This is a genomic window from Streptomyces sp. NRRL F-5755 (assembly GCF_001279365.1).
GTDB lineage: Bacteria > Actinomycetota > Actinomycetes > Streptomycetales > Streptomycetaceae > Streptomyces > Streptomyces rimosus.
The window spans coordinates 1-18,407 of sequence record NZ_LGCW01000281.1; the positions used below are offsets into that span (position 1 = coordinate 1).

Below are 18,407 nucleotides of genomic sequence, written 5' to 3' on the forward strand. Positions count from 1 at the left end.
GGTTGTTCGCGCCTTCCGGCGTGATCACTACTTTAGCGGCTTTTCCCGTCCGGCTCATAATCGAGTCGGTGGGCCGGAATTCCGGCATGCCGAAATCCGTCCCGTTCGGGAGTCGTGCTGGTGGTGATTGTGCCGCCGGTGCGGCGTGAGGGGTCGTCACGGTGCCTGTTGGCTCCGTGGCAACTCGGAGAACACTACACGAGGCCCTGGGGGGCTTCAAACCCGCGTCCGGGGGCGGTCGGAAGCGTACGGTGGCCCGTATGACAACGCGTGCGCTCGCACAGCAGTGGTGGCCCGCCTGACGGCGGCCGCCCCCAGCGCATGCAGACGACGGCCGCCGCCCCGGCGGCCGTTTCGCGTATCTCCTCGCAGCCGGCCGGTGGTGGCGCGGCGGTCCCGGGACCGGCAGGACGGGAGACGGGAAATGACGCGGCGAGAGCGGCGGGAGAAGACGCGGATCTTCTGCGGAGTGCGACCGACCGGGCATCTGACCTTGGGGAACTACCTGGGCGCCTTGCGCCGCTGGGCGGACGAGGACCAGCACCGTGCGGAGGCCCTGTTCTGCGTCGTGGATCTGCACGCGCTGACCGTGGACCACGATCCGGCGCGCGTGCGCAGGCTCAGCCGGCAGGCCGTCACGCTGTTGTTGGCGGTGGGGCTCGATCCACGGCGGTGCACCTTGTTCGTACAGAGTCACGTCGCCGAGCACACACGGCTGGCGTATCTGATGGAGTGCACGGCCGACGACGATGAGATGCGGCGCATGGCCCAGTACAGGGAGAAGGCCGCGAGCGAGCGGGCGCGGGGCGGCAGCGTTCGGCTGTCGTTGCTGACGTGTCCGGCGCTGATGGCGGCCGACATCCTCGCGTACGGGACCGACGAGGTGCCGGTGGATGAGGACCAGGCGCAGCAGCTGGAGCTGACGCGGGAACTGGCGATCCGCTTCAACCAGCGGTACGGGCACACGTTCGTGGTGCCGAAGGTGACGCGTCCGGCGGTGGCCGTGCGGGTGATGGATCTCCAAGATCCGGTGGCGGCGATGGGAACGTCGCATGCCCGCGGGGCGGGGGTCGTCCATCTGCTCGACGAGGCGGACGCCGTGCGCGAGAAGGTCATGGGCGCGGTGACGGATTCCGGGGCGGACGTCGTGTACGACCGGGCCGGGCGGCCCGGGGCGGCGAACCTGCTGGACGTACTGGCGGCGTGCGGCGGGGGCGATCCGGAGAAGCTGGCGGGTGCGTACGACTCGTACGGAGCGCTCAAGAAGGACACGGCCGAGGCGGTGGTCGAGCTGCTGCGGCCGGTGCGGGAGCGGCACGCGGAGCTGGTGGCGGACCCGGGGTACGTGGACTCCGTCCTGCGGGACGGGGCCGAGCGGGCGCGGGGCATGGCGCGGCCACGGGTGGATGCGGCGTATCGGGGGGTGGGGTTGCTGCCGGTGGGGTGAGCCCGGGGTCCGGTGGGTACAGGCCGGCCTTGTACGTACTACGTGCGTAGTGGGCGCAAGGCCGGTTCCCGGGCGTACGGAGTGGGTCAGCCGTTGCCGTTGGCGAGTTCGCGGCTGCGGTCGCGGGCCGCTTCCAGGGCGGCGATCAGGGCGGCCCGTACCCCGTGGTTCTCCAGCTCGCGGATGGCGTTGATGGTGGTGCCGGCGGGCGAGGTGACGTTCTCGCGCAGGGTCACCGGGTGCTCGCCGCTGTCCCGGAGCATGGTCGCCGCGCCGATCGCCGCCTGCACGATCAGGTCGTGGGCCTTGTCGCGCGGCAGGCCCAGCAGGATGCCGGCGTCGGTCATCGCCTCGACCAGGAAGTAGAAGTACGCCGGGCCGGAGCCGGAAAGGGCGGTGGCGGCGTCCTGCTGGGACTCCGGGACGCGCAGCGTCTTGCCGACGGTGGCGAAGATGCCCTCGGCGCGGGTGAGGTGCGCGGCGGTGGCGTGGGTGCCCGCGGAGATCACGGACATGGCCTCGTCCACGAGGGCGGGGGTGTTCGTCATGACACGTACGACCGGGGTGGCCGCGGGCAGCCGCTCCTCGAAGAAGGCCGTCGGAACGCCGGCGGCGCCGCTGATCACGAGGCGGTCGGCGGGGACGTGCGGGGCCAGCTCGGTGAGGAGGGCGCCCATGTCCTGCGGCTTGACCGTCAGGATGAGGGTGTCGGCGGACTTGGCGGCCTCGGCGTTGGTCACGGGGGTGACGCCGTAGCGGGTACGGAGCTGGTCGGCGCGTTCGGGGCGGCGGGCGGTGACCATGAGGTCGGTGGGGGCCCAGCCGCCTCGGATCATGCCGCTGAGGAGGGCTTCGCCGATTTTTCCGGTGCCGAGTACGGCGACCTTCTGGGTCATGTTGCGGTTCACCTCGCCGGTGGGGCTTCGGGGGTCTGGTGGCCGCCCGGGCGGCCGGCCGTTGTTGCTGCCCGGTCATCGTCGCATCGTGGGGGTTCGGCGGGTGGGGGCGTTCACGTTGTGGGCAGGGGTGGGGTGGCGTGGTGTGGGTGGGCGAGGTTGGTCTTGGACGCCGTGATCGCCCGGCGGGCTCGTCCTCAATCCCCCCAGCCAACGCCAGCAGGTGCCCCGCACAAGTCGCCCCGCCCGCCCCTCACCTCGTACGCCGCCGAAGCGTAGTCGTGCTCAGAGCCAGGATTCCGAGGGTGCAGGCGGTGACGATGGTGATGTCGTGGAGGAAAGCGGTGGTGATGGTGGGGTGGGTGAGGAGTTCGGTCATGCCGTCCACCGCGTAGGACATCGGCAGGACATTCGAGAATGCTTTGAGGACCGGCTGCATTGTGTCGCGTGGGGTGAACAGGCCGCACAGGAGGAGCTGGGGCATCAGGATCGCCGGCATGAATTGGACGGCCTGGAATTCGGAGGAGGCGAAAGCCGAGACAAAGAGGCCGAGGGCGGTGCCCAGGAGGGCGTCGAGGACGGCGACCAGGAGGAGCAGCCAGAGGGAGCCGCTGATGTCCAGGTCCAGCAGCCATACGGACAGGGCGGTGGCGAGGGCGGACTGGACGACGGCGAGGGCGCCGAAGGCCAGGGCGTAGCCGCCGAGCAGGTCGGCCTTGCCTAGGGGCATGGCGAGGAGGCGTTCGAGGGTGCCCGAGGTGCGTTCGCGGAGGGTGGCGATCGAGGTCACCAGGAACATCGTGATCATCGGGAAGACGCCGAGCAGCGAGGCGCCGACGCTGTCGAACGTCCGGGGGCGCGCGTCGAAGACGTACCGCAGCAGGGCGATCATCACGCAGGGGACGACCAGCATCAGGGCGATGGTGCGCGGGTCGTGGCGCAGCTGGCGCAGCACCCGGGCGGCGGTGGCCAGGGCGCGGGCCGCGGAGAAGGGCGGCGCTGCGGTGGTCATGCGGGGCGCTCCTCGGAGGGTCGTGCGGGCTGGTCCTGGGGCCGGCCAGGGGCGGGAGCGACCGCCTCGGCCCGTCCGGTGGCGGAAGCGGTCGCCTCGGCCCGGCCAGGGGCGGGAGCGGCCGTCTCGGCGTGCGTGGTGGCGCGTTCCGCCGCCGTTGCCGCGTCCACCAGGTGGAGGAAGGCTTCCTCGACCGTGTCCGTACGGGTACGGGCCCGCAGCGCGTCGGGGGTGTCCTCGGCGAGGATGCGGCCCTCGCGCATCAGGAGGAGCCGGTCGCAGCGTTCGGCCTCGTCCATGACGTGGGAGGAGACCAGGAGCGTGGCGCCGCGTTCGGTGGCGAGGCGGTGGAAGAGCTGCCACAGGTCGCGGCGGAGCACCGGGTCGAGGCCGACGGTGGGTTCGTCGAGGACGAGGAGTTCCGGCGTGCCCAGGAGGGCGACGGCGAGGGAGACGCGGCTGCGCTGGCCGCCGGAGAGATGGCCGGCCAGGGCGTCGGTGTGCCGGGTGAGGGCGACGTCCTCGATGGCGCGGCGCACCTGTTCCCGGCGGGTGGCGCGGGCGGCCCGTCCCGGGTGCAGGACGGCGGCGAAGTAGTCGAGGTTCTGGCGGACGGTGAGGTCGTCGTAGACGGACGGGGCCTGGGTGACGTAGCCGATGCGGGGGCGCAGGCGGGCGTGGCCCGCGGGGCGGCCGAGTACGTCGAGGGTGCCGCCGACCTTGGCCTGGGTGCCGACGACGGCGCGCATCAGGGTGGATTTGCCGCAGCCGGAGGGGCCGAGGAGTCCGGTGATCCGGCCGTGCGGGACGTCGAAGGTGAGGTCGTCCAGGACGGTGCGGTGGCCGCGTACGACGGTGAGGGCGCGGGCCCGGACGGCGGCGGGGGCGGTCGGGGCTGCGGTGCCCGTACCGGCCGGGGCGCGACCGTAATTCATCATGTGTTGAATATTGCGCGGACGGCCCGGGACGTCAAGGTGTCCGCGCGGCGGCGCACTCCGGTGGATGCCGTAGTGATCGGAATCGACCGTTCCTTTTCGCTGACTCCGCGTTTACATGACGGTTACACAGCGACTCGCGCAAAGTCATGTACCGCTGGACAGAATGAAGTTGACCGCCCAACCATCCGCACCGGAAGAGAGGGCTGACGCCATGCGCCGCGTGCTGCTGTTCCTCATGGCAGCGCTGCTGGCGTTCCCGGTCGGTGCCGAGAAGGCGCACGGGCGGGCGGCCGAGAGCCGCAACACGGTCGCGGCCGGGAGTACGGCCGCGCCCGGGAGCGGCGTACGGTCCGCCGTGACCCCGTACGCGTACGAGGACGGCGGCCCGGTGGACCCGGCGGCCGAGCGCTGCCCGACCGGCCGCGCCACCCGCTCGGCGACCGGCATGCCGGGCTCCCGGACCGGCGACCCGACCAGGTGCGCGGGCGCCCCGACCGTCCCGCCCGCCGAGGGGCCGTCACCGGCCGGCCCGGCCGCCGGCACCCGCGCCATACCCCTGACGAGGTCGGGTCAACTGCCCGTCAGTCATCGCGTCTTCCGCTGCTGAGCGGCGCCCGCCGGCCGCCGGACACCGGCAGCACGCCAGGCGCTCCACGGGCCGTCCCCCGCCCGCGCGCAGCACCGAGTTCACGGAGCCACCCGGACATCCGTCCCTCTCCCCCGCACGGCGCACCTTCGTGCCGTGCGGTCCACCGCAACGCGCTGGAGGCAGCAGCATGCGAAAAATCATGGCCATACGCCCGGATTTCACCGCTTCCCTCGTCGTCTTCCTGGTCGCCGTGCCCCTGTGCGTCGGCGTGGCCGTCGCCTCCGGCGTCCCGGCCGAACTCGGGCTCGTCACCGGCATCGTCGGCGGGCTGCTCACCGGCTTCCTGCCCGGCAGCAGCCTCCAGGTGAGCGGTCCGGCGGCCGGGCTGACCGTCCTCGTGTACGAGGCGGTGCGGGAGTTCGGGCTGAGCGCGCTGGGCGCGCTGGTGCTGGCCGCCGGGGTGTTGCAGCTCGTCATGGGGGCGCTGCGGCTGGGGCGGTGGTTCCGCGCGATCTCCGTGGCCGTCGTGCAGGGCATGCTCGCGGGCATCGGGCTGGTCCTGATCGCCGGTCAGCTGTACGCGCTCACCGACGCCAAGCCGCCCGGCGGCGGCCTCGGCAACCTCGGCGGCCTGCCGGAGCTGGCGGCCGACACGATCTGGTCGGACCAGGCGCTGACGGCGGCGGCGATCGGCGTGGGCACCATCGCCGTACTGGCGCTGTGGCCGCGCTGGAAGCGGGCGGCCCGCGTCCTGCCCGCGCCGCTCGCGGCCGTGGTCCTGGCCACCGTCGCCGTCGCCGTGCTCCGGCTGCCGGTGGCGCGGGTGGAGGTCGAGGGGCTGCTGTCCGCCGTACAGCCGCCGGGCGGGGCGGACTTCGCCCGGCTGGCGGAGGCCGGCGCGGTCGGCACCGTGCTGGCCTTCGCGCTGATCGCGTCCGCCGAGTCGCTGTTCAGCGCGGCGGCCGTGGACCGGCTGCACGACGGGCCCCGCACGGACTACGACAAGGAGCTGATGGCGCAGGGGGTGGGCAACGCGGCGTGCGGGCTGCTCGGCGCGCTGCCGATGACCGCGGTGATCGTGCGCAGCTCCGCGAACGTACGGGCCGGGGCGCGGACGAAGGCGTCGCGGGTGCTGCACGGCGTGTGGCTGCTGCTGTTCGCGGCGGCGTTCCCGGCGGCGCTGGGCGTCGTGCCGCTGGCGGCGCTGGCGGGGGTGCTCGTGCACGCGGGCTGGAAGCTCGTACCCGTACGGGATCTCGTGCCGCTGTGGCGGGAGCACCGGGGCGAGACCGTGGTGCTCGCGGGGACGGCGGTGGCGATCGTGGTGACCAACCTGTTCGAGGGGGTCGTCATCGGGCTGCTGATGGCGGTCGCGAAGTCCGCCTGGGAGACCTCGCACGCGCACCTGGAGGTGTCGGGGCTGGAGGACCGCGGGCCCGGGGCGGGGCCCATTCTCGTACGGGCCCTGGGGAATGCCACGTTCCTGCGGCTGCCGAGGCTGCTGGACCAGTTGGAGGCGCTGCCGCGTGAGCGCGCCGTCGTACTGGACCTCTCCGGGCTGCGCCATCTGGACCGCGCCTGCGCGGCGGCGCTCGGCAGCTGGGCGGAGCGGCGGCGGCCGGGGGACGGGCCGGAACCGGTCGATACCGGTGCCGGCCCCGTCCCTGATGCCGGTACCGGCTCCACTATCCGGACATAACTGTGCATAAGCGTCGTTAAGCGGAAGGGGGCGGCGTTGCGGGGCCAAAGGGCCGTAGGGTCGGGAGGCTTGATCCACTCGTCCGACGACCCGAGGAGCCCCGTGATCCGCCGGCCTCTCCGCTCCTGTGGTGCGACCGCCGCGCTCTCCGTCGCCCTGCTGCTGTCCTCCTGTACGAGCGCGTCCCGGCTGGACGGCACGGAGGGCGCGGGCAGCGTGCAGGACCCGCTCTTCCCCGCCCTCGGCAACGGCGGGTACGAGGTCGGCCACTACGGGCTCGACCTGGACTACGACGTACGCGGCGGCACCCTCGACGCCACCGCCGAGATCAGCGCCACCGCACAGGCCGACCTCGCCTCCTTCAAGCTGGACCTCCAGGGGATGAAGGTGCACGGCGTGCGGGTGGACGGCAAGGACGCGGAGTTCTCGCGCAAGGGCCACAAGCTGACGGTCCGGCCGCCGCGGACGGTGAAGAAGGGCGCCACGTTCCGTACGACCGTCGACTACGACGGCACGCCGGAGGAGATGACGGACGAGGACGGCTCCACCGAGGGCTGGGTGCGCACCGAGGACGGGGCGTTCGTCGCCGGCCAGCCGGCCGGGTCCATGACGTGGTTCCCCGGCAACAACCACCCGGGCGACAAGGCGGCGTACGACTTCCGGATCACCGTGCCGGACGGGTACACCGCCGTCGCCAACGGCGAACTGCGCGGCCGTAGGAGCGCGAAGGGGCGCACGACCTTCGAGTGGCACAACGGCGAGCCGATGGCCTCCTACCTCGCCACCGCGACCATCGGGAAGTTCACCGTCAAGGAGTCGCGGACGAAGAGCGGGCTGCCCGTGTACACGGCGGTGGACCCGGCGGAGGCCAAGGAGAGCGCGAAGCCGCTGGAGCGGCTGGACGCGATCCTGGACTGGTCGGTGAAACGGTTCGGCCCGTATCCGTTCTCCAGCGCCGGAGCCATCGTCGACCACACGCCCGAGCGGATCAGCTGGGGCGCGCTGGAGACGCAGACCAAGCCCGTCTATGCCGGGGCGCCGGACGAGGGCACGCTCGTGCACGAGACCGCGCACCAGTGGTTCGGCGATTCGGTGACGCCGAAGACGTGGCAGGACATCTGGCTCAACGAGGGGTTCGCGCAGTACGCGGAGTGGCTGTGGGAGGAGGACAAGGGCGGCCGCACGGCACAGCAGCAGTTCGACGCGCTGTACGCGACGGACGAGGACGACGAGGAGATCTGGGGCTTCCCGCCCGGCGACCCCGGCGGCCCGAAGAACGTGACCGGCGACCCCGTGTACAAGCGCGGCGGCATGGTCCTCCAGCAGCTCCGGAAGGCCGTCGGCGACAAGGTCTTCTTCTCGATCCTGAAGGACTGGCCGGCGGAACACCGCCACGGCAGCGCCGACACCCAGCAGTTCATCGACTTCTGCGCGGACCGCACGGACGTCGACCTGACGGACCTCTTCGACGACTGGCTGTACGGGGACGGGAAGCCGGACTGGGAGTACTGAGGAGCATGGGGACGGGGCGGGTCCGAGCGGGCCAGAGCCATGGCATGGCCTGTCGCATTACCTGTGAGGTAATCGACGGCTGGCCGGGCAGGCGGCAGCATCGTCCGCATGAGCAGCACTGACGCCGTGCAGACGGCAGCCACAGAGAACGAGAGCGCCGCGACGAGTGCCGTGGTCGACGCCTACCTCGCCACGGTCGCCGACCCGGAAGCGACGCCCGAGCGCATCGCCGCGCACTACGCGGAGCAAGTCGACTGGATGTGTGCCGACAATCCGGTGGTGCCGTGGCTGCGGCCGCGCGCGACGCGGGACGATGTCGCCGCACACTGGCGTGAGCTGCGTGAACACACCGTTCCTGGCGCGGGTGGCGCGTCCATCGACGCGCTCGTGATCTCGGGCCCTGAGGCGGTGCTGACCGGGCATCTGTGGGGGACGGTCCGGGCCACCGGCAAGGCGTTTCGGTCGCCCTTCGCGCTGCGTTTCACCGTGCGGGACGGGGCGATCGTGCGGCATCACGTCTACGAGGACAGCTTGGCAATCGCCGCGGCCTGTACTCCCGGAAGCTGAGCCGGCCGCGCCCCGTTCTAGCCGCGCTTCTTCTTCGTCTTCTTGGCTGCCGGGTTGCCGGTGCGCGCCGTCCGGCGGCGTTCGTGGCGCGCGCGTTCCTCCTCGTACTCGGCGCGTCGTACGCCCTCCCCCGGCGCTTCGACGAGGGCGCGGCAGAAGTAGGCGAGCAGCGAGCCGATGAAGCCGATGAGCAGCAGGCTCTGCGCGGAGCGGTCGGCCGGGCGGTTGGCGGCCACCTCGGCGGCGGGGCGGGTCAGGCGCTCCCACGTACGGCGGAAGGCGACCGCGCTGCACACCGCGAAGCAGGCCACGACCAGGGCGTTCAGGAACGAGCCGACCTCGGCGATCTCCAGGCCCTGGAAGGCGAAGCGCAGCACCACCGCGCCGGCGGCGGCGAGTGCCAGGGAGCCCACGGCGACCCCGGCCCGGCGCAGGCCGTAGCCGCTGTCGTGGTGCACCCAGGTCGTCCCGAAGAAGCGGATCGGGGCCGGCTCGGGGCCGGAGCGGTCCGGGGCGGGCCGTGTCTCGTCGCTCATGGGGCGATTATCCCTGGTGGGCCGGGGCGGCCGGGGTGGCGGTGGGCTGTGCGCGTCCCGATAGCATCCGCCTGTACATGCCAACCGGGGGAAGGGTCAGTATGCGCAGGCGATACGGACGAAGGGCCACGGCGATCGGGGCGCTGCCCCTGCTGGCGGTCACCGTCGCGGGGTGCGGCGGCTCGGCGCCCGGCCCCTCGGACGACAGCCCCACGGCCGCCGGCAGCCGCCCCGCACGCACTGCGACCGGCACCCCCACGACGCCCGGCGCCTCCGCTGCACCACGCCCCCTCACCGGCCCCCAGGCAGCCCGCGCGATGCTCTCGACCATCGATCTGCCGGCGGGCTGGTCGGTGGCGAAGGAGGATCTGTCGCCCGCGGTGGAGAAGGACGATCACGGCATTCACGACCTGAAGGGCGACGCGGCGTGCGACCGGGTGGTCGCCGATTCCTTCCGTGCCGTGCGGCCGAGCGCCGCGGTCGGCCGCACGATGGAGAATCCCATGGCCCGGCGCTCGCTGATGTTCGAGGTCAAGGCGTACCCGGACGTACGGGGCGCCGCCCAGCAGCTCGAACAGGTCAGGCAGTTGCGGCAGAAGTGCGCGACGGCCACGGCGGGGCCGTACGCGGTGAGCTACGGGGTGCTCAGCGTGCCGCGGCGCGGTGACGAGTCGGTGGGCGTCCGCCTGCGGGTGGGCGGCAACCGGTTCGACGAGGTCGTGATCCGGGTCGGCACCGGCATCACCATCGTCACGTTCCCCGGGGTCGCCGGCGACGACCCCGGGCTGGTGGAGTCCCTGACCGCCCAGGCCGCCGAGAAGCTGCGGCAGGCCGCTGCCGGGTGACGGCGGCCGGAGGGCCGGGCGGACGCGCCCGGCCCCGCCGCTTAGTTCGCGCAGTTCGGCGCCACGAAGCCGTCGCTGCCGGTGTGCACGTAGCTGTCCGAGACGTACTGGCCGGGCGCGATGCAGTCCCAGATGTCGGTGGTGCCGTACGGGCCGCTGACCCGCTGGCCGCGGCGCTGGCAGCGGATGGAGACCCGCGCCCCGTACGGGAGCTGCCGTACGACGGAGGCGCCGGTGCTCGGGCCGCTGCGGACGTTGACCTGGTAGCCGGGCGCGACCTGGTAGGTGGCCGCGGTCGCCGCCATCGCCCCGGCGGCCACGCCCTCGGCCTCCGTGACCGCCTCCGCCTCCGCGACCACCGCGGCCTCGTCGGCGCCGGTGCCGCCCGCCGTGCCGACGGTGTTCTCCTGTGTGCCGTTCATGCGTACTCCCCCGTTGAATGCTCTGGTTCCGGTGTCGCGGGCCGGTCCGCGGGCCGCGGCCGGTGCAACGCGCACGCTAGCAAGCCTCACCTGTCCCGTACGCACCATCGACTAGGCTCCGTGCGTCGCATCCGCGGCTCATGGACACGGGGGTGGAAGATGCCGCCGCTGCGCGGTTCCGAGGCGGACCCGGAAGCGGAACGTCCGCAATACGCCGGCCGGTACCGCCTGGACGCGCGCCTGGGCTCCGGCGGAATGGGCGTGGTGCACCTGGCGCGGTCGTCGTCGGGGCTGCGCCTGGCGGTGAAGGTCGTGCACGCCGACTTCGCCCAGGACCCGGAGTTCCGCGGCCGGTTCCGGCAGGAGGTGGCGGCGGCGCGGCGGGTGAGCGGCGCGTTCACCGCGCCGGTCGTGGACGCCGACCCGGACGCCGACCGCCCCTGGATGGCCACCCTCTACATCCCCGGCCCGACCCTCGGTGAGCACGTCAAGCGCAACGGCCCGCTGGCGCCCGCCGAGGTGCGGCGGCTGGCCGCGGGCCTGGCCGAGGCGCTGCGCGACATCCACCGGGCGGGCGTGGTGCACCGCGACCTCAAACCCGGCAACGTGCTGCTCGCCGCGGACGGCCCCAAGGTCATCGATTTTGGTATCTCGCGCCCCTCGGACAGCGAGATGCGCACCGAGACCGGCAAGCTCATCGGTACGCCGCCGTTCATGGCGCCCGAGCAGTTCCAGCGCCCGCGCGAGGTGGGCCCGGCGGCGGACGTCTTCGCGCTGGGGTCGGTGCTGGTGCACGCGGCGACCGGGCGGGGGCCGTTCGACTCGGAGAGCCCGTACATCGTCGCGTACCAAGTGGTGCACGACGAGGCGGACCTGACGGGTGTTCCGGAGGATCTGGCGCCGCTGATCCGCACCTGTCTGGCGAAGCGGCCGTCCGACCGGCCGACGCCGGACGTGCTGATGCGGATGCTGCACACCGAGATGCCCACGGAGATCCACGACGACCTGGGCGTGCTGCTCGCGGACGCCCCCGCTGCGGGGGACGTGCGCGTACCGGCTCAGCGGGAGGCCGAAGGGGAGGCCCTGAGGGAGCCCGTACGGATCGTTCCGGCGCCCGTGCCGTCCGCCGCGCCGGACCCGGGCGAGGAGACGCACGTACGGGACCGGAAGCCGGAAGCCGGGGCAGGGACGGAAGCGGAAGCGGAACCCGAAGCGGAGGCGGAGAAGAAGGCCGGCGCGGGGGGTGCGGAGCCCGCTGCCGCCGCTCCTCCGGACGAGAAGGACGCGGGCCGCGCCGGGCGTGGCGCGCGCCGCCGCTGGGCCGCCTGGGCCGCCCTGGCGGCGGTGCTGGCCGGTGCGGGCATCTTCACGGGCGTGCAGATGCTGGACTCCGACGACGACCCGGCGCTCCAGACGCACACCACCGACGGCACCGCCGCGGCCTTCCGCCCCTGGCACACCCCGCTGATGCGGCGGCCCGCCGGCCACCCGGCCGAGATGCCCTTTTGCACGTACGGCGCCTCCGCCGACGCTCCTGCCCTCTTCTGCGTCGAGCGGGGCCTGAAGGCCGCGCGGGTCGATCCGGGGAACGGCACGGTGACGTGGCGGCGCGCGGGCGAGCCGGTGCGCGAGAGCGACACCCCGCCGAGCGCGCCGGTCCTCTCCGGCGGGCTGCTCTACGTACGGTCCCCCGACGGCAAGCGGCTGGAAGCGCTCGACCCGTCGGCCGGCGGGCGGGGCGCGACGCGCTGGAGCAAGAGCCTGGCCGGGTACGGACCCGAAGTCCGGTTCGTGGGCGGCGCCGTGCTCCTGACGGCGGCGGATGGCATGGTCACCGCCCTGGACAGCGCCACGCACGAGGAACTGTGGCACCAGCGCTACTCGGCGCAGCCGCTGGGGCAGTTCACCGCGTACGGGGACGGCCGTACCGCCTACGCGGCCACCGTCGCGGCCGACGGCGCCACCACCATGGTCACCGCGATCGACCCGGCGCACGGCACGGTCCGCTGGGAGCGGCGGCTGCCCGGCTCGCTCACCGTGGTGGGCGCGGGCGCGTCCGGCTCGGTCTACCTGGCCGCCGCCGACCCGCTGATCGTCACCCGTACCGCGGCCGTCGTCCGCTACGACCCCGGTACGCACCGGGTACGGCGGCTGCCGCTGGCCGCGCCGGTGGACGACGCGGCAGCCGTGGTGCGCGGGGAGACGGCGTATGTGCTCGCGGCCGGCGGCACCCTCCAGGCGGTCGGCGACCGGCGGTGGACCATGGAGACGTCGGTGAGCCGGGCCTCCGCGCCGGTGCTCGACCCGCGGGGCGAGCGGCTGTACTTCACCGGCGCCGACGGCCGGCTGCTGGCCGTGGACACCCGGCGCGGCGCGCTGCTCGGCCAGACGCCGCCCCGGCTGGCCACCGGCCGCAGCGGCTACCTGGAGAAGCTGCCCGCGCCGCTGCCGGACCCGCGGCACGGCCGGATCTACGCGGCCGCGCCGGACGGCTCGGTCTTCGCCGCGAACGCGGAGAACCCCGCCCGCTGGTGAGGCGGGCGGGGCTCTCAAGAGGCGTTACGGGGGCTCAGTCCAGCTTCGTCACGTCGCGCACCGCGCCCTTGTCGGCGCTGGTGGCCATCGCCGCGTAGGCGCGCAGGGCCTGCGAGACCTTGCGCTCGCGCTGCTTCGGCGCGTACACGCCGCCCAGCGCCTCCCGGCGGGCCGTCAGCTCCTCCTCGGGGACGAGGAGTTCGATGGTGCGGTTCGGGATGTCGATACGGATGCGGTCGCCGTCCTCGACCAGGGCGATGGTGCCGCCGGAGGCCGCCTCGGGCGAGGCGTGGCCGATGGACAGGCCGGAGGTGCCGCCGGAGAAGCGGCCGTCGGTGACCAGCGCGCACGCCTTGCCCAGGCCGCGGCCCTTGAGGAAGGACGTCGGGTAGAGCATCTCCTGCATGCCGGGGCCGCCCTTGGGGCCTTCGTAGCGGATGACGACCACGTCGCCCTCCTTGACCTGCTTGCCGAGGATCTTCTCGACGGCCTCCTCCTGCGACTCGCAGACCACGGCCGGGCCCTCGAACGTCCAGATCGACTCGTCGACGCCCGCGGTCTTCACCACGCAGCCGTCCTCGGCGAGGTTGCCCTTGAGGACGGCCAGGCCGCCGTCGGCGGAGTAGGCGTGGGCGACGTCGCGGATGCAGCCGCCCTCGGCGTCCAGGTCGAGGGTGTCCCAGCGCTCGGACTGGGAGAAGGCGGTGGCGGAGCGCTTGCAGCCGGGGGCCGCGTGCCACAGCTCGACGGCTTCCGGGGAGGGCGAGCCGCCGCGCACGTCCCAGATCTTGAGCCAGTCGGCCATCGAGGAGCTGTGCACGGTGTGCACGTCCTCGTTGAGCAGCCCGGCACGGTACAGCTCGCCCAGGATGGCGGGGATGCCGCCCGCCCGGTGCACGTCCTCCATGTAGTACGTGCCGCCCGGCGCGACGTTCGGCGCGACCTTGGCCAGGCAGGGCACCCGGCGCGAGACCGCGTTGATGTCCTCCAGGTCGTAATCCAGCCCGGCTTCCTGGGCGGCGGCCAGCAGGTGCAGGATCGTGTTGGTGGAGCCGCCCATGGCGATGTCCAGGGCCATGGCGTTGTCGAAGGAGGCGCGGGAGCCGATGCTGCGCGGCAGCACGGTCGCGTCGTCCTCGTCGTAGTACCGCTTGGTGATCTCCACGACCGTACGGCCGGCGTTTTCGTACAGCGCCTTGCGTGCGGTGTGGGTGGCCAGCACCGAGCCGTTGCCGGGCAGCGACAGGCCGATGGCCTCGGTCAGGCAGTTCATCGAGTTGGCGGTGAACATGCCGGAACAGGAGCCGCAGGTCGGGCAGGCGTTGTCCTCGATACGGAGGATGTCCTCGTCCGAGACGTTCTCGTCGACCGCGTCGGAGATCGCGTTGATCAGGTCCAGCTTGCGGACGGTGCCGTCGACGAGGGTGGCGCGGCCGGCCTCCATGGGGCCGCCGGAGACGAAGACGGTGGGGATGTTCAGCCGCATCGCGGCCATCAGCATCCCCGGGGTGATCTTGTCGCAGTTGGAGATGCAGATCAGCGCGTCCGCGCAGTGCGCCTCGACCATGTACTCGACGGAGTCGGCGATCAGGTCGCGGGACGGCAGCGAGTAGAGCATGCCGCCGTGGCCCATGGCGATGCCGTCGTCCACCGCGATGGTGTTGAACTCGCGGGCGATGCCGCCGGCCGCCTTGATCGCCTCGCTGACGATCCGGCCGACCGGCTGGAGGTGGGTGTGGCCCGGCACGAACTCGGTGAAGCTGTTGGCCACCGCGATCACGGGCTTGCCGAAGTCCTCGCGCGCTACGCCCGACGCCTGCATGAGCGCGCGGGCGCCGGCCATGTTGCGGCCATGGGTGACGGTGCGGGACCTCAGCTCGGGCACGTGGATCCACTCCCTCGGGTGCGTGTACATCTCCCGTACGCCCAGTGCGCGTACGTATGTGAATCAGTCGAGACTACGCCCCGGCTCCAAGATCTGGACAGTGAATCCGGCATGTGAGACAGGTGACCGCTGGGCGGACACATACCGGGGGCTCTCCCGGCTGGTCAGGGCCCGGTCAGATGCTGCTGCACCACCGGCGCCACCCGGGCGATGATCCGCTCCGGGTCGGCCGACGCCAGCGGCTCCAGCTTGATCACGTACCGCATGAGGGCCGTACCGACCAGCTGCGCCGCCGCCAGCTCGGCCCGCAGCTCGGCGTCCGGTACGGCCAGCTCGCCGGCGATCCGGCGCAGCAGCTGGCGGGCGATGAGCTTGCGGAAGACCGCGGCGGCCACGTCGTTGGTCAGGGCGCTGCGCACGATCGCCAGCAGGGGTTCGCGGGTGACCGGGTTCTCCCAGACGCCGAAGACGAAGCGGGTCATCCGCTCGCCCGCGCCGTCCAGGCCGCCGTCGAGCACCGCCTCGGGGGCGTTCAGGGCGGGCGCGAAGGACATCTCGACCGCGGCCTCGAAGACCTGCTCCTTGGTGCCGTAGTAGTGGTGGACCAGGGCCGGGTCCACGTCCGCCGCCTTGGCGATACCGCGGATCGACGCCTTCTCGTAGCCGCGCGCGGCGAACTCGGCGCGGGCCGCGGTCAGGATGCGCTCGCGCGCGCCGGGGCCGCCCGCGGAATCCGTACGGGAGGGGCGGCCGCGCCTGCGGGCACCCCCGGCCACGGCAGGGCCGTCCGTCACGACCCCGGCACCCACGTCGGCGACGCCAGGTGGAGCCGGGTGAACGCCAGCGCCTCCGCGAGATCGGCCTCGCGCTCGGCGCCGGACATCGCCCGCCGGGTGTTGACCTCGACCACGATGTGCCCGGCGAAACCGGTGGCCGCCAGCCGCTCCAGCAGCTCGGCGCAGGGCTGCGAGCCGCGCCCCGGCACCAGGTGCTCGTCCTTGTTGGAGCCGTTGCCGTCGGCGAGGTGGATGTGCGCCAGGCGCTCGCCCATCCGGTCGACCATGTGCAGCGCGTCGCTGCGGGAGGTGGCGGTGTGCGAGAGGTCGACGGTGAAGTGGCGGTAGTCGTCCTTGGTCGGGTCCCAGTCCGGCGCGTACGCCAGCATCTCGCGGTCCCGGTAGCGCCACGGATACATGTTCTCGACGGCGAACCGCACGTCGGTCTCGCTCTCCATCCGCCACACTCCGCGCACGAACTCGCGGGCGTAATTGCGCTGCCACCGGAAGGGCGGATGGACGACCACCGTCGACGCGCCGAGCTTCTCCGCGGCGTTGCGAGCGCGCTGCAGCTTCACCCAGGGGTCCGTGGACCACACCCGCTGCGTGATCAGCAGGCACGGCGCGTGCACGGCCAGGATCGGCACCCCGTGGTAGTCGGAGAGCCGGCGCAGCGCCTCGATGTCCTGGCTGACCGGATCGGTCCACACCATGACCTCGACGCCGTCGTAGCCCAGGCGCGCGGCGATCTCGAAGGCCGTCGCCGTCGACTCCGGATACACCGAGGCCGTGGACAGGGCGACCTTCGCATCCGGGATGCGCACCACTGGCTCCGTCACGAGGGACAGGGTACGGGCCGCCGCCGACGGGCGGGGGCCGCGCCCCTACGCCGGAGGCAGGTGGTCCAGATGGCGCAGGATCACGCCCTCGCGCAGCGCCCACGGGCAGATCTCCAGCGTGCGCACGCCGAACAGGTCCATCGCGCCCTCCGCCACCAGCGCCCCGGCCACCAGCTGGCGCGAGCGGCCCTCGGAGACGCCGGGCAGCTTGGCGCGCTCCGCGCCGGTCATCGCCGCGAGCTTCGGCACCCACTCCTCCAGCGCCTTACGGTCCAGCTCACGCTGGGTGTAGAGGCCCTCGGCGGACCGGGCGGCACCGGCGATACGGGCCAGCTGCTTGAAGGTCTTGGAGGTGCCCACGACGTGGTCGGGAGTCCCGAAGCGCGTGAAATCGCTCACCACCCGTGCGATTTCGGCCCGTACGCGCTTGCGCAGCGCCCGTATGTCCTCCGGCTCCGGCGGGTCGCCCGGCAGGTCGCCCGCGGTCAGCCGGCCCGCGCCGAGCGGCAGCGACACCGCCGCGTCCGGCTCCTCGTCCAGCCCGTACGCGATCTCCAGCGAGCCGCCGCCGATGTCCAGCACCAGCAGCCGCCCCGCCGACCAGCCGAACCAGCGGCGGGCCGCGAGGAACGTCAGCCGGGCCTCGTCCTCGCCCGACAGCACCCCGAGGCGTACGCCGGTCTCCTGCTCGACCCGGCGCAGCACGTCCTCCCCGTTGGCCGCCTCGCGGATCGCGGAGGTGGCGAACGGCAGCACGTCCTCGACGCCCTTGTCCTCCGCGACCTGCACCGCGGCCCGTACCGTGGCCACCAGCCGCTCCACGCCCGCGGCACCGACCGCGCCGTCCTCGTCGAGGAGTTCGGCCAGCCGCAGCTCCGCCTTGTGGGAGTAGGCCGGCAGCGGACGCGCACCCGGGTGCGCGTCCATCACCAGCAGATGAACCGTGTTCGAACCCACATCGAGGACACCGAGTCTCATACGTTGAACCTACTGCGCGTGGCCGGGAACCGACGGCGAGGCCCCGGCCTCGGAGGGCCGATCCGCGTACCGGCCGTCTTACGCTGGAGTAGTGGCTAAGACGAACAAGGCGAAGCAGAACAAAGCCCTGAAGAAGGCGGAAAAGCAGCGCGCGGCACGGGAGGCGCAAGGGGCTCGGGCCGACGAGGTCGGCGGTCTGGACTTCGCCCGCGCCTGGGTCACCTTCCCCGACCCCGCCGACGACGAGCAGGTCTTCCGCTGCGACCTGACCTGGCTCACCTCCCGCTGGACGTGCATCTTCGGCAGCGGCTGCAAGGGCATCGAGGCGGGGCGCGCGGACGACGGGTGCTGCACGCTCGGCGCGCACTTCTCCGACGAGGAGGACGAGCAGCGGGTCGCGGAGCACGTGGCGCGGCTCACACCCGACCTGTGGCAGTTCCACGATGTCGGCACCTCCACCGGCTGGACCCAGGAGGACGAGGACGGCGACCGCCAGACCCGGCGCTGGAAGGGCTCGTGCATCTTCCAGAACCGCCCCGGCTTCCCGGCCGGCGCCGGCTGCTCGCTGCACATCCTCGCGCTCCGCGAGGGCCGCGAGCCGCTGGAGACCAAGCCGGACGTGTGCTGGCAGCTGCCGGTCCGGCGCACCTACGACTGGATCGACCGCCCCGACGACACCCGCGTCCTCCAGGTCACCATCGGCGAGTACGACCGCCGCGGCTGGGGCCCCGGCGGCCACGACCTGCACTGGTGGTGCACGTCGGCGACCTCGGCACACGGCGCCGGCGAGCCGGTGTACGTGTCCTACGGGCCGGAGCTGACCGAGCTGATGGGCAAGGAGGGCTACGACCGGCTCGTGGAACTCTGCGAGGAGCGCCTGGCGGCGACCCTGCCGATGGCGCCGCATCCGGCGGACCCCAAGTAGCCGTCG

Annotated in this window: 17 protein-coding genes; 8 read left to right on the plus strand and 9 right to left on the minus strand. The window is 72.9% G+C overall.

Features of this window, described 5'->3' with window-relative positions; all coding sequences use genetic code 11:
- The first annotated feature begins 424 nt into the window (after positions 1–424).
- Positions 425–1,447, plus strand: coding sequence for a tryptophan--tRNA ligase (gene trpS / locus ADK86_RS27815; RefSeq protein WP_053699098.1), 1,023 nt, complete (start codon positions 425–427; stop codon positions 1,445–1,447).
- A gap of 86 nt (positions 1,448–1,533) precedes the next feature.
- Here trpS and proC read toward each other — a convergent pair whose 3' ends face one another.
- From proC to ADK86_RS27830, 3 genes are all read right to left on the minus strand, one after another.
- Entirely contained in the window at positions 1,534–2,343 is an 810-nt protein-coding gene (proC, locus tag ADK86_RS27820; protein ID WP_053699099.1) for a pyrroline-5-carboxylate reductase, read from the minus strand.
- A 253-nt stretch (positions 2,344–2,596) separates the two neighbouring features.
- Positions 2,597–3,355: an ABC transporter permease gene (locus ADK86_RS27825; protein WP_053699100.1), complete on the minus strand. Its 759-nt coding sequence runs from the start codon at positions 3,353–3,355 to the stop codon at positions 2,597–2,599.
- A complete protein-coding gene (locus tag ADK86_RS27830) occupies positions 3,352–4,293 on the minus strand; it encodes an ABC transporter ATP-binding protein (RefSeq protein ID WP_063789107.1) in 942 nt (313 codons plus the stop codon). Before ADK86_RS27830 ends, ADK86_RS27825 begins: the two co-directional genes overlap by 4 nt.
- Positions 4,294–4,504: 211 nt before the next feature.
- Between ADK86_RS27830 and ADK86_RS27835 the strand changes: the two genes are divergently transcribed.
- From ADK86_RS27835 to ADK86_RS27850, 4 genes are all read left to right on the plus strand, one after another.
- Positions 4,505–4,900, plus strand: a complete 396-nt coding sequence (locus ADK86_RS27835) for a hypothetical protein (protein WP_053699101.1) — start codon at positions 4,505–4,507, stop codon at positions 4,898–4,900.
- Between the two features lie 169 nt (positions 4,901–5,069).
- A complete protein-coding gene (locus ADK86_RS27840; RefSeq protein ID WP_053699102.1) occupies positions 5,070–6,581 on the plus strand; it encodes a SulP family inorganic anion transporter in 1,512 nt (503 codons plus the stop codon).
- 102 nt (positions 6,582–6,683) lie between these two features.
- Positions 6,684–8,093 (plus strand): M1 family metallopeptidase, encoded by a 1,410-nt coding sequence (locus ADK86_RS27845; RefSeq protein WP_053699103.1) that lies wholly within the window; start codon positions 6,684–6,686, stop codon positions 8,091–8,093.
- Between the two features lie 108 nt (positions 8,094–8,201).
- Entirely contained in the window at positions 8,202–8,660 is a 459-nt protein-coding gene (locus ADK86_RS27850) for a nuclear transport factor 2 family protein (RefSeq protein WP_053699104.1), read from the plus strand.
- A 17-nt stretch (positions 8,661–8,677) separates the two neighbouring features.
- Here the strand turns inward: ADK86_RS27850 and ADK86_RS27855 are convergent, their stop codons facing one another.
- A complete protein-coding gene (locus tag ADK86_RS27855) occupies positions 8,678–9,196 on the minus strand; it encodes a hypothetical protein (protein ID WP_053699105.1) in 519 nt (172 codons plus the stop codon).
- Between the two features lie 101 nt (positions 9,197–9,297).
- Here ADK86_RS27855 and ADK86_RS27860 point away from each other — a divergent pair, with 101 nt between their 5' ends.
- Entirely contained in the window at positions 9,298–10,041 is a 744-nt protein-coding gene (locus ADK86_RS27860) for a hypothetical protein (RefSeq protein ID WP_159393986.1), read from the plus strand.
- Positions 10,042–10,082: 41 nt separating this feature from the next.
- Here the strand turns inward: ADK86_RS27860 and ADK86_RS27865 are convergent, their stop codons facing one another.
- Positions 10,083–10,463: an SH3 domain-containing protein gene (locus ADK86_RS27865; RefSeq protein WP_078952315.1), complete on the minus strand. Its 381-nt coding sequence runs from the start codon at positions 10,461–10,463 to the stop codon at positions 10,083–10,085.
- A 159-nt stretch (positions 10,464–10,622) separates the two neighbouring features.
- Between ADK86_RS27865 and ADK86_RS27870 the strand changes: the two genes are divergently transcribed.
- Complete coding sequence (locus ADK86_RS27870) at positions 10,623–12,998, plus strand: protein kinase domain-containing protein (RefSeq protein ID WP_053699107.1); 2,376 nt, start codon at positions 10,623–10,625, stop codon at positions 12,996–12,998.
- 34 nt (positions 12,999–13,032) lie between these two features.
- Here the strand turns inward: ADK86_RS27870 and ilvD are convergent, their stop codons facing one another.
- The 4 genes from ilvD to ADK86_RS27890 all read right to left on the minus strand — a co-directional run bounded on the left by ilvD (position 13,033) and on the right by ADK86_RS27890 (position 17,476).
- Positions 13,033–14,883 carry a dihydroxy-acid dehydratase gene (gene ilvD, locus ADK86_RS27875; protein WP_053699128.1) on the minus strand — a complete coding sequence of 617 codons (1,851 nt, stop codon included), beginning with the start codon at positions 14,881–14,883 and terminating at the stop codon, positions 13,033–13,035.
- 164 nt (positions 14,884–15,047) lie between these two features.
- On the minus strand, positions 15,048–15,677 hold the full coding sequence (locus ADK86_RS27880; RefSeq protein ID WP_234346067.1) for a TetR/AcrR family transcriptional regulator: 630 nt from the start codon (positions 15,675–15,677) through the stop codon (positions 15,048–15,050).
- Positions 15,674–16,486 (minus strand): sugar phosphate isomerase/epimerase family protein, encoded by an 813-nt coding sequence (locus ADK86_RS27885; protein WP_033022812.1) that lies wholly within the window; start codon positions 16,484–16,486, stop codon positions 15,674–15,676. The genes ADK86_RS27880 and ADK86_RS27885 overlap by 4 nt, the downstream gene beginning before the upstream one ends.
- 57 nt (positions 16,487–16,543) lie before the next feature.
- The gene (locus ADK86_RS27890) at positions 16,544–17,476 is read right to left on the minus strand and encodes a Ppx/GppA phosphatase family protein (RefSeq protein ID WP_053699109.1); all 933 of its coding nucleotides are present in this window, start codon (positions 17,474–17,476) and stop codon (positions 16,544–16,546) included.
- Positions 17,477–17,567: 91 nt separating this feature from the next.
- On the opposite strand from ADK86_RS27890, the gene ADK86_RS27895 reads away from it, so the two are divergent.
- Entirely contained in the window at positions 17,568–18,401 is an 834-nt protein-coding gene (locus tag ADK86_RS27895) for a hypothetical protein (protein WP_030373400.1), read from the plus strand.
- Positions 18,402–18,407 lie beyond the last annotated feature (6 nt).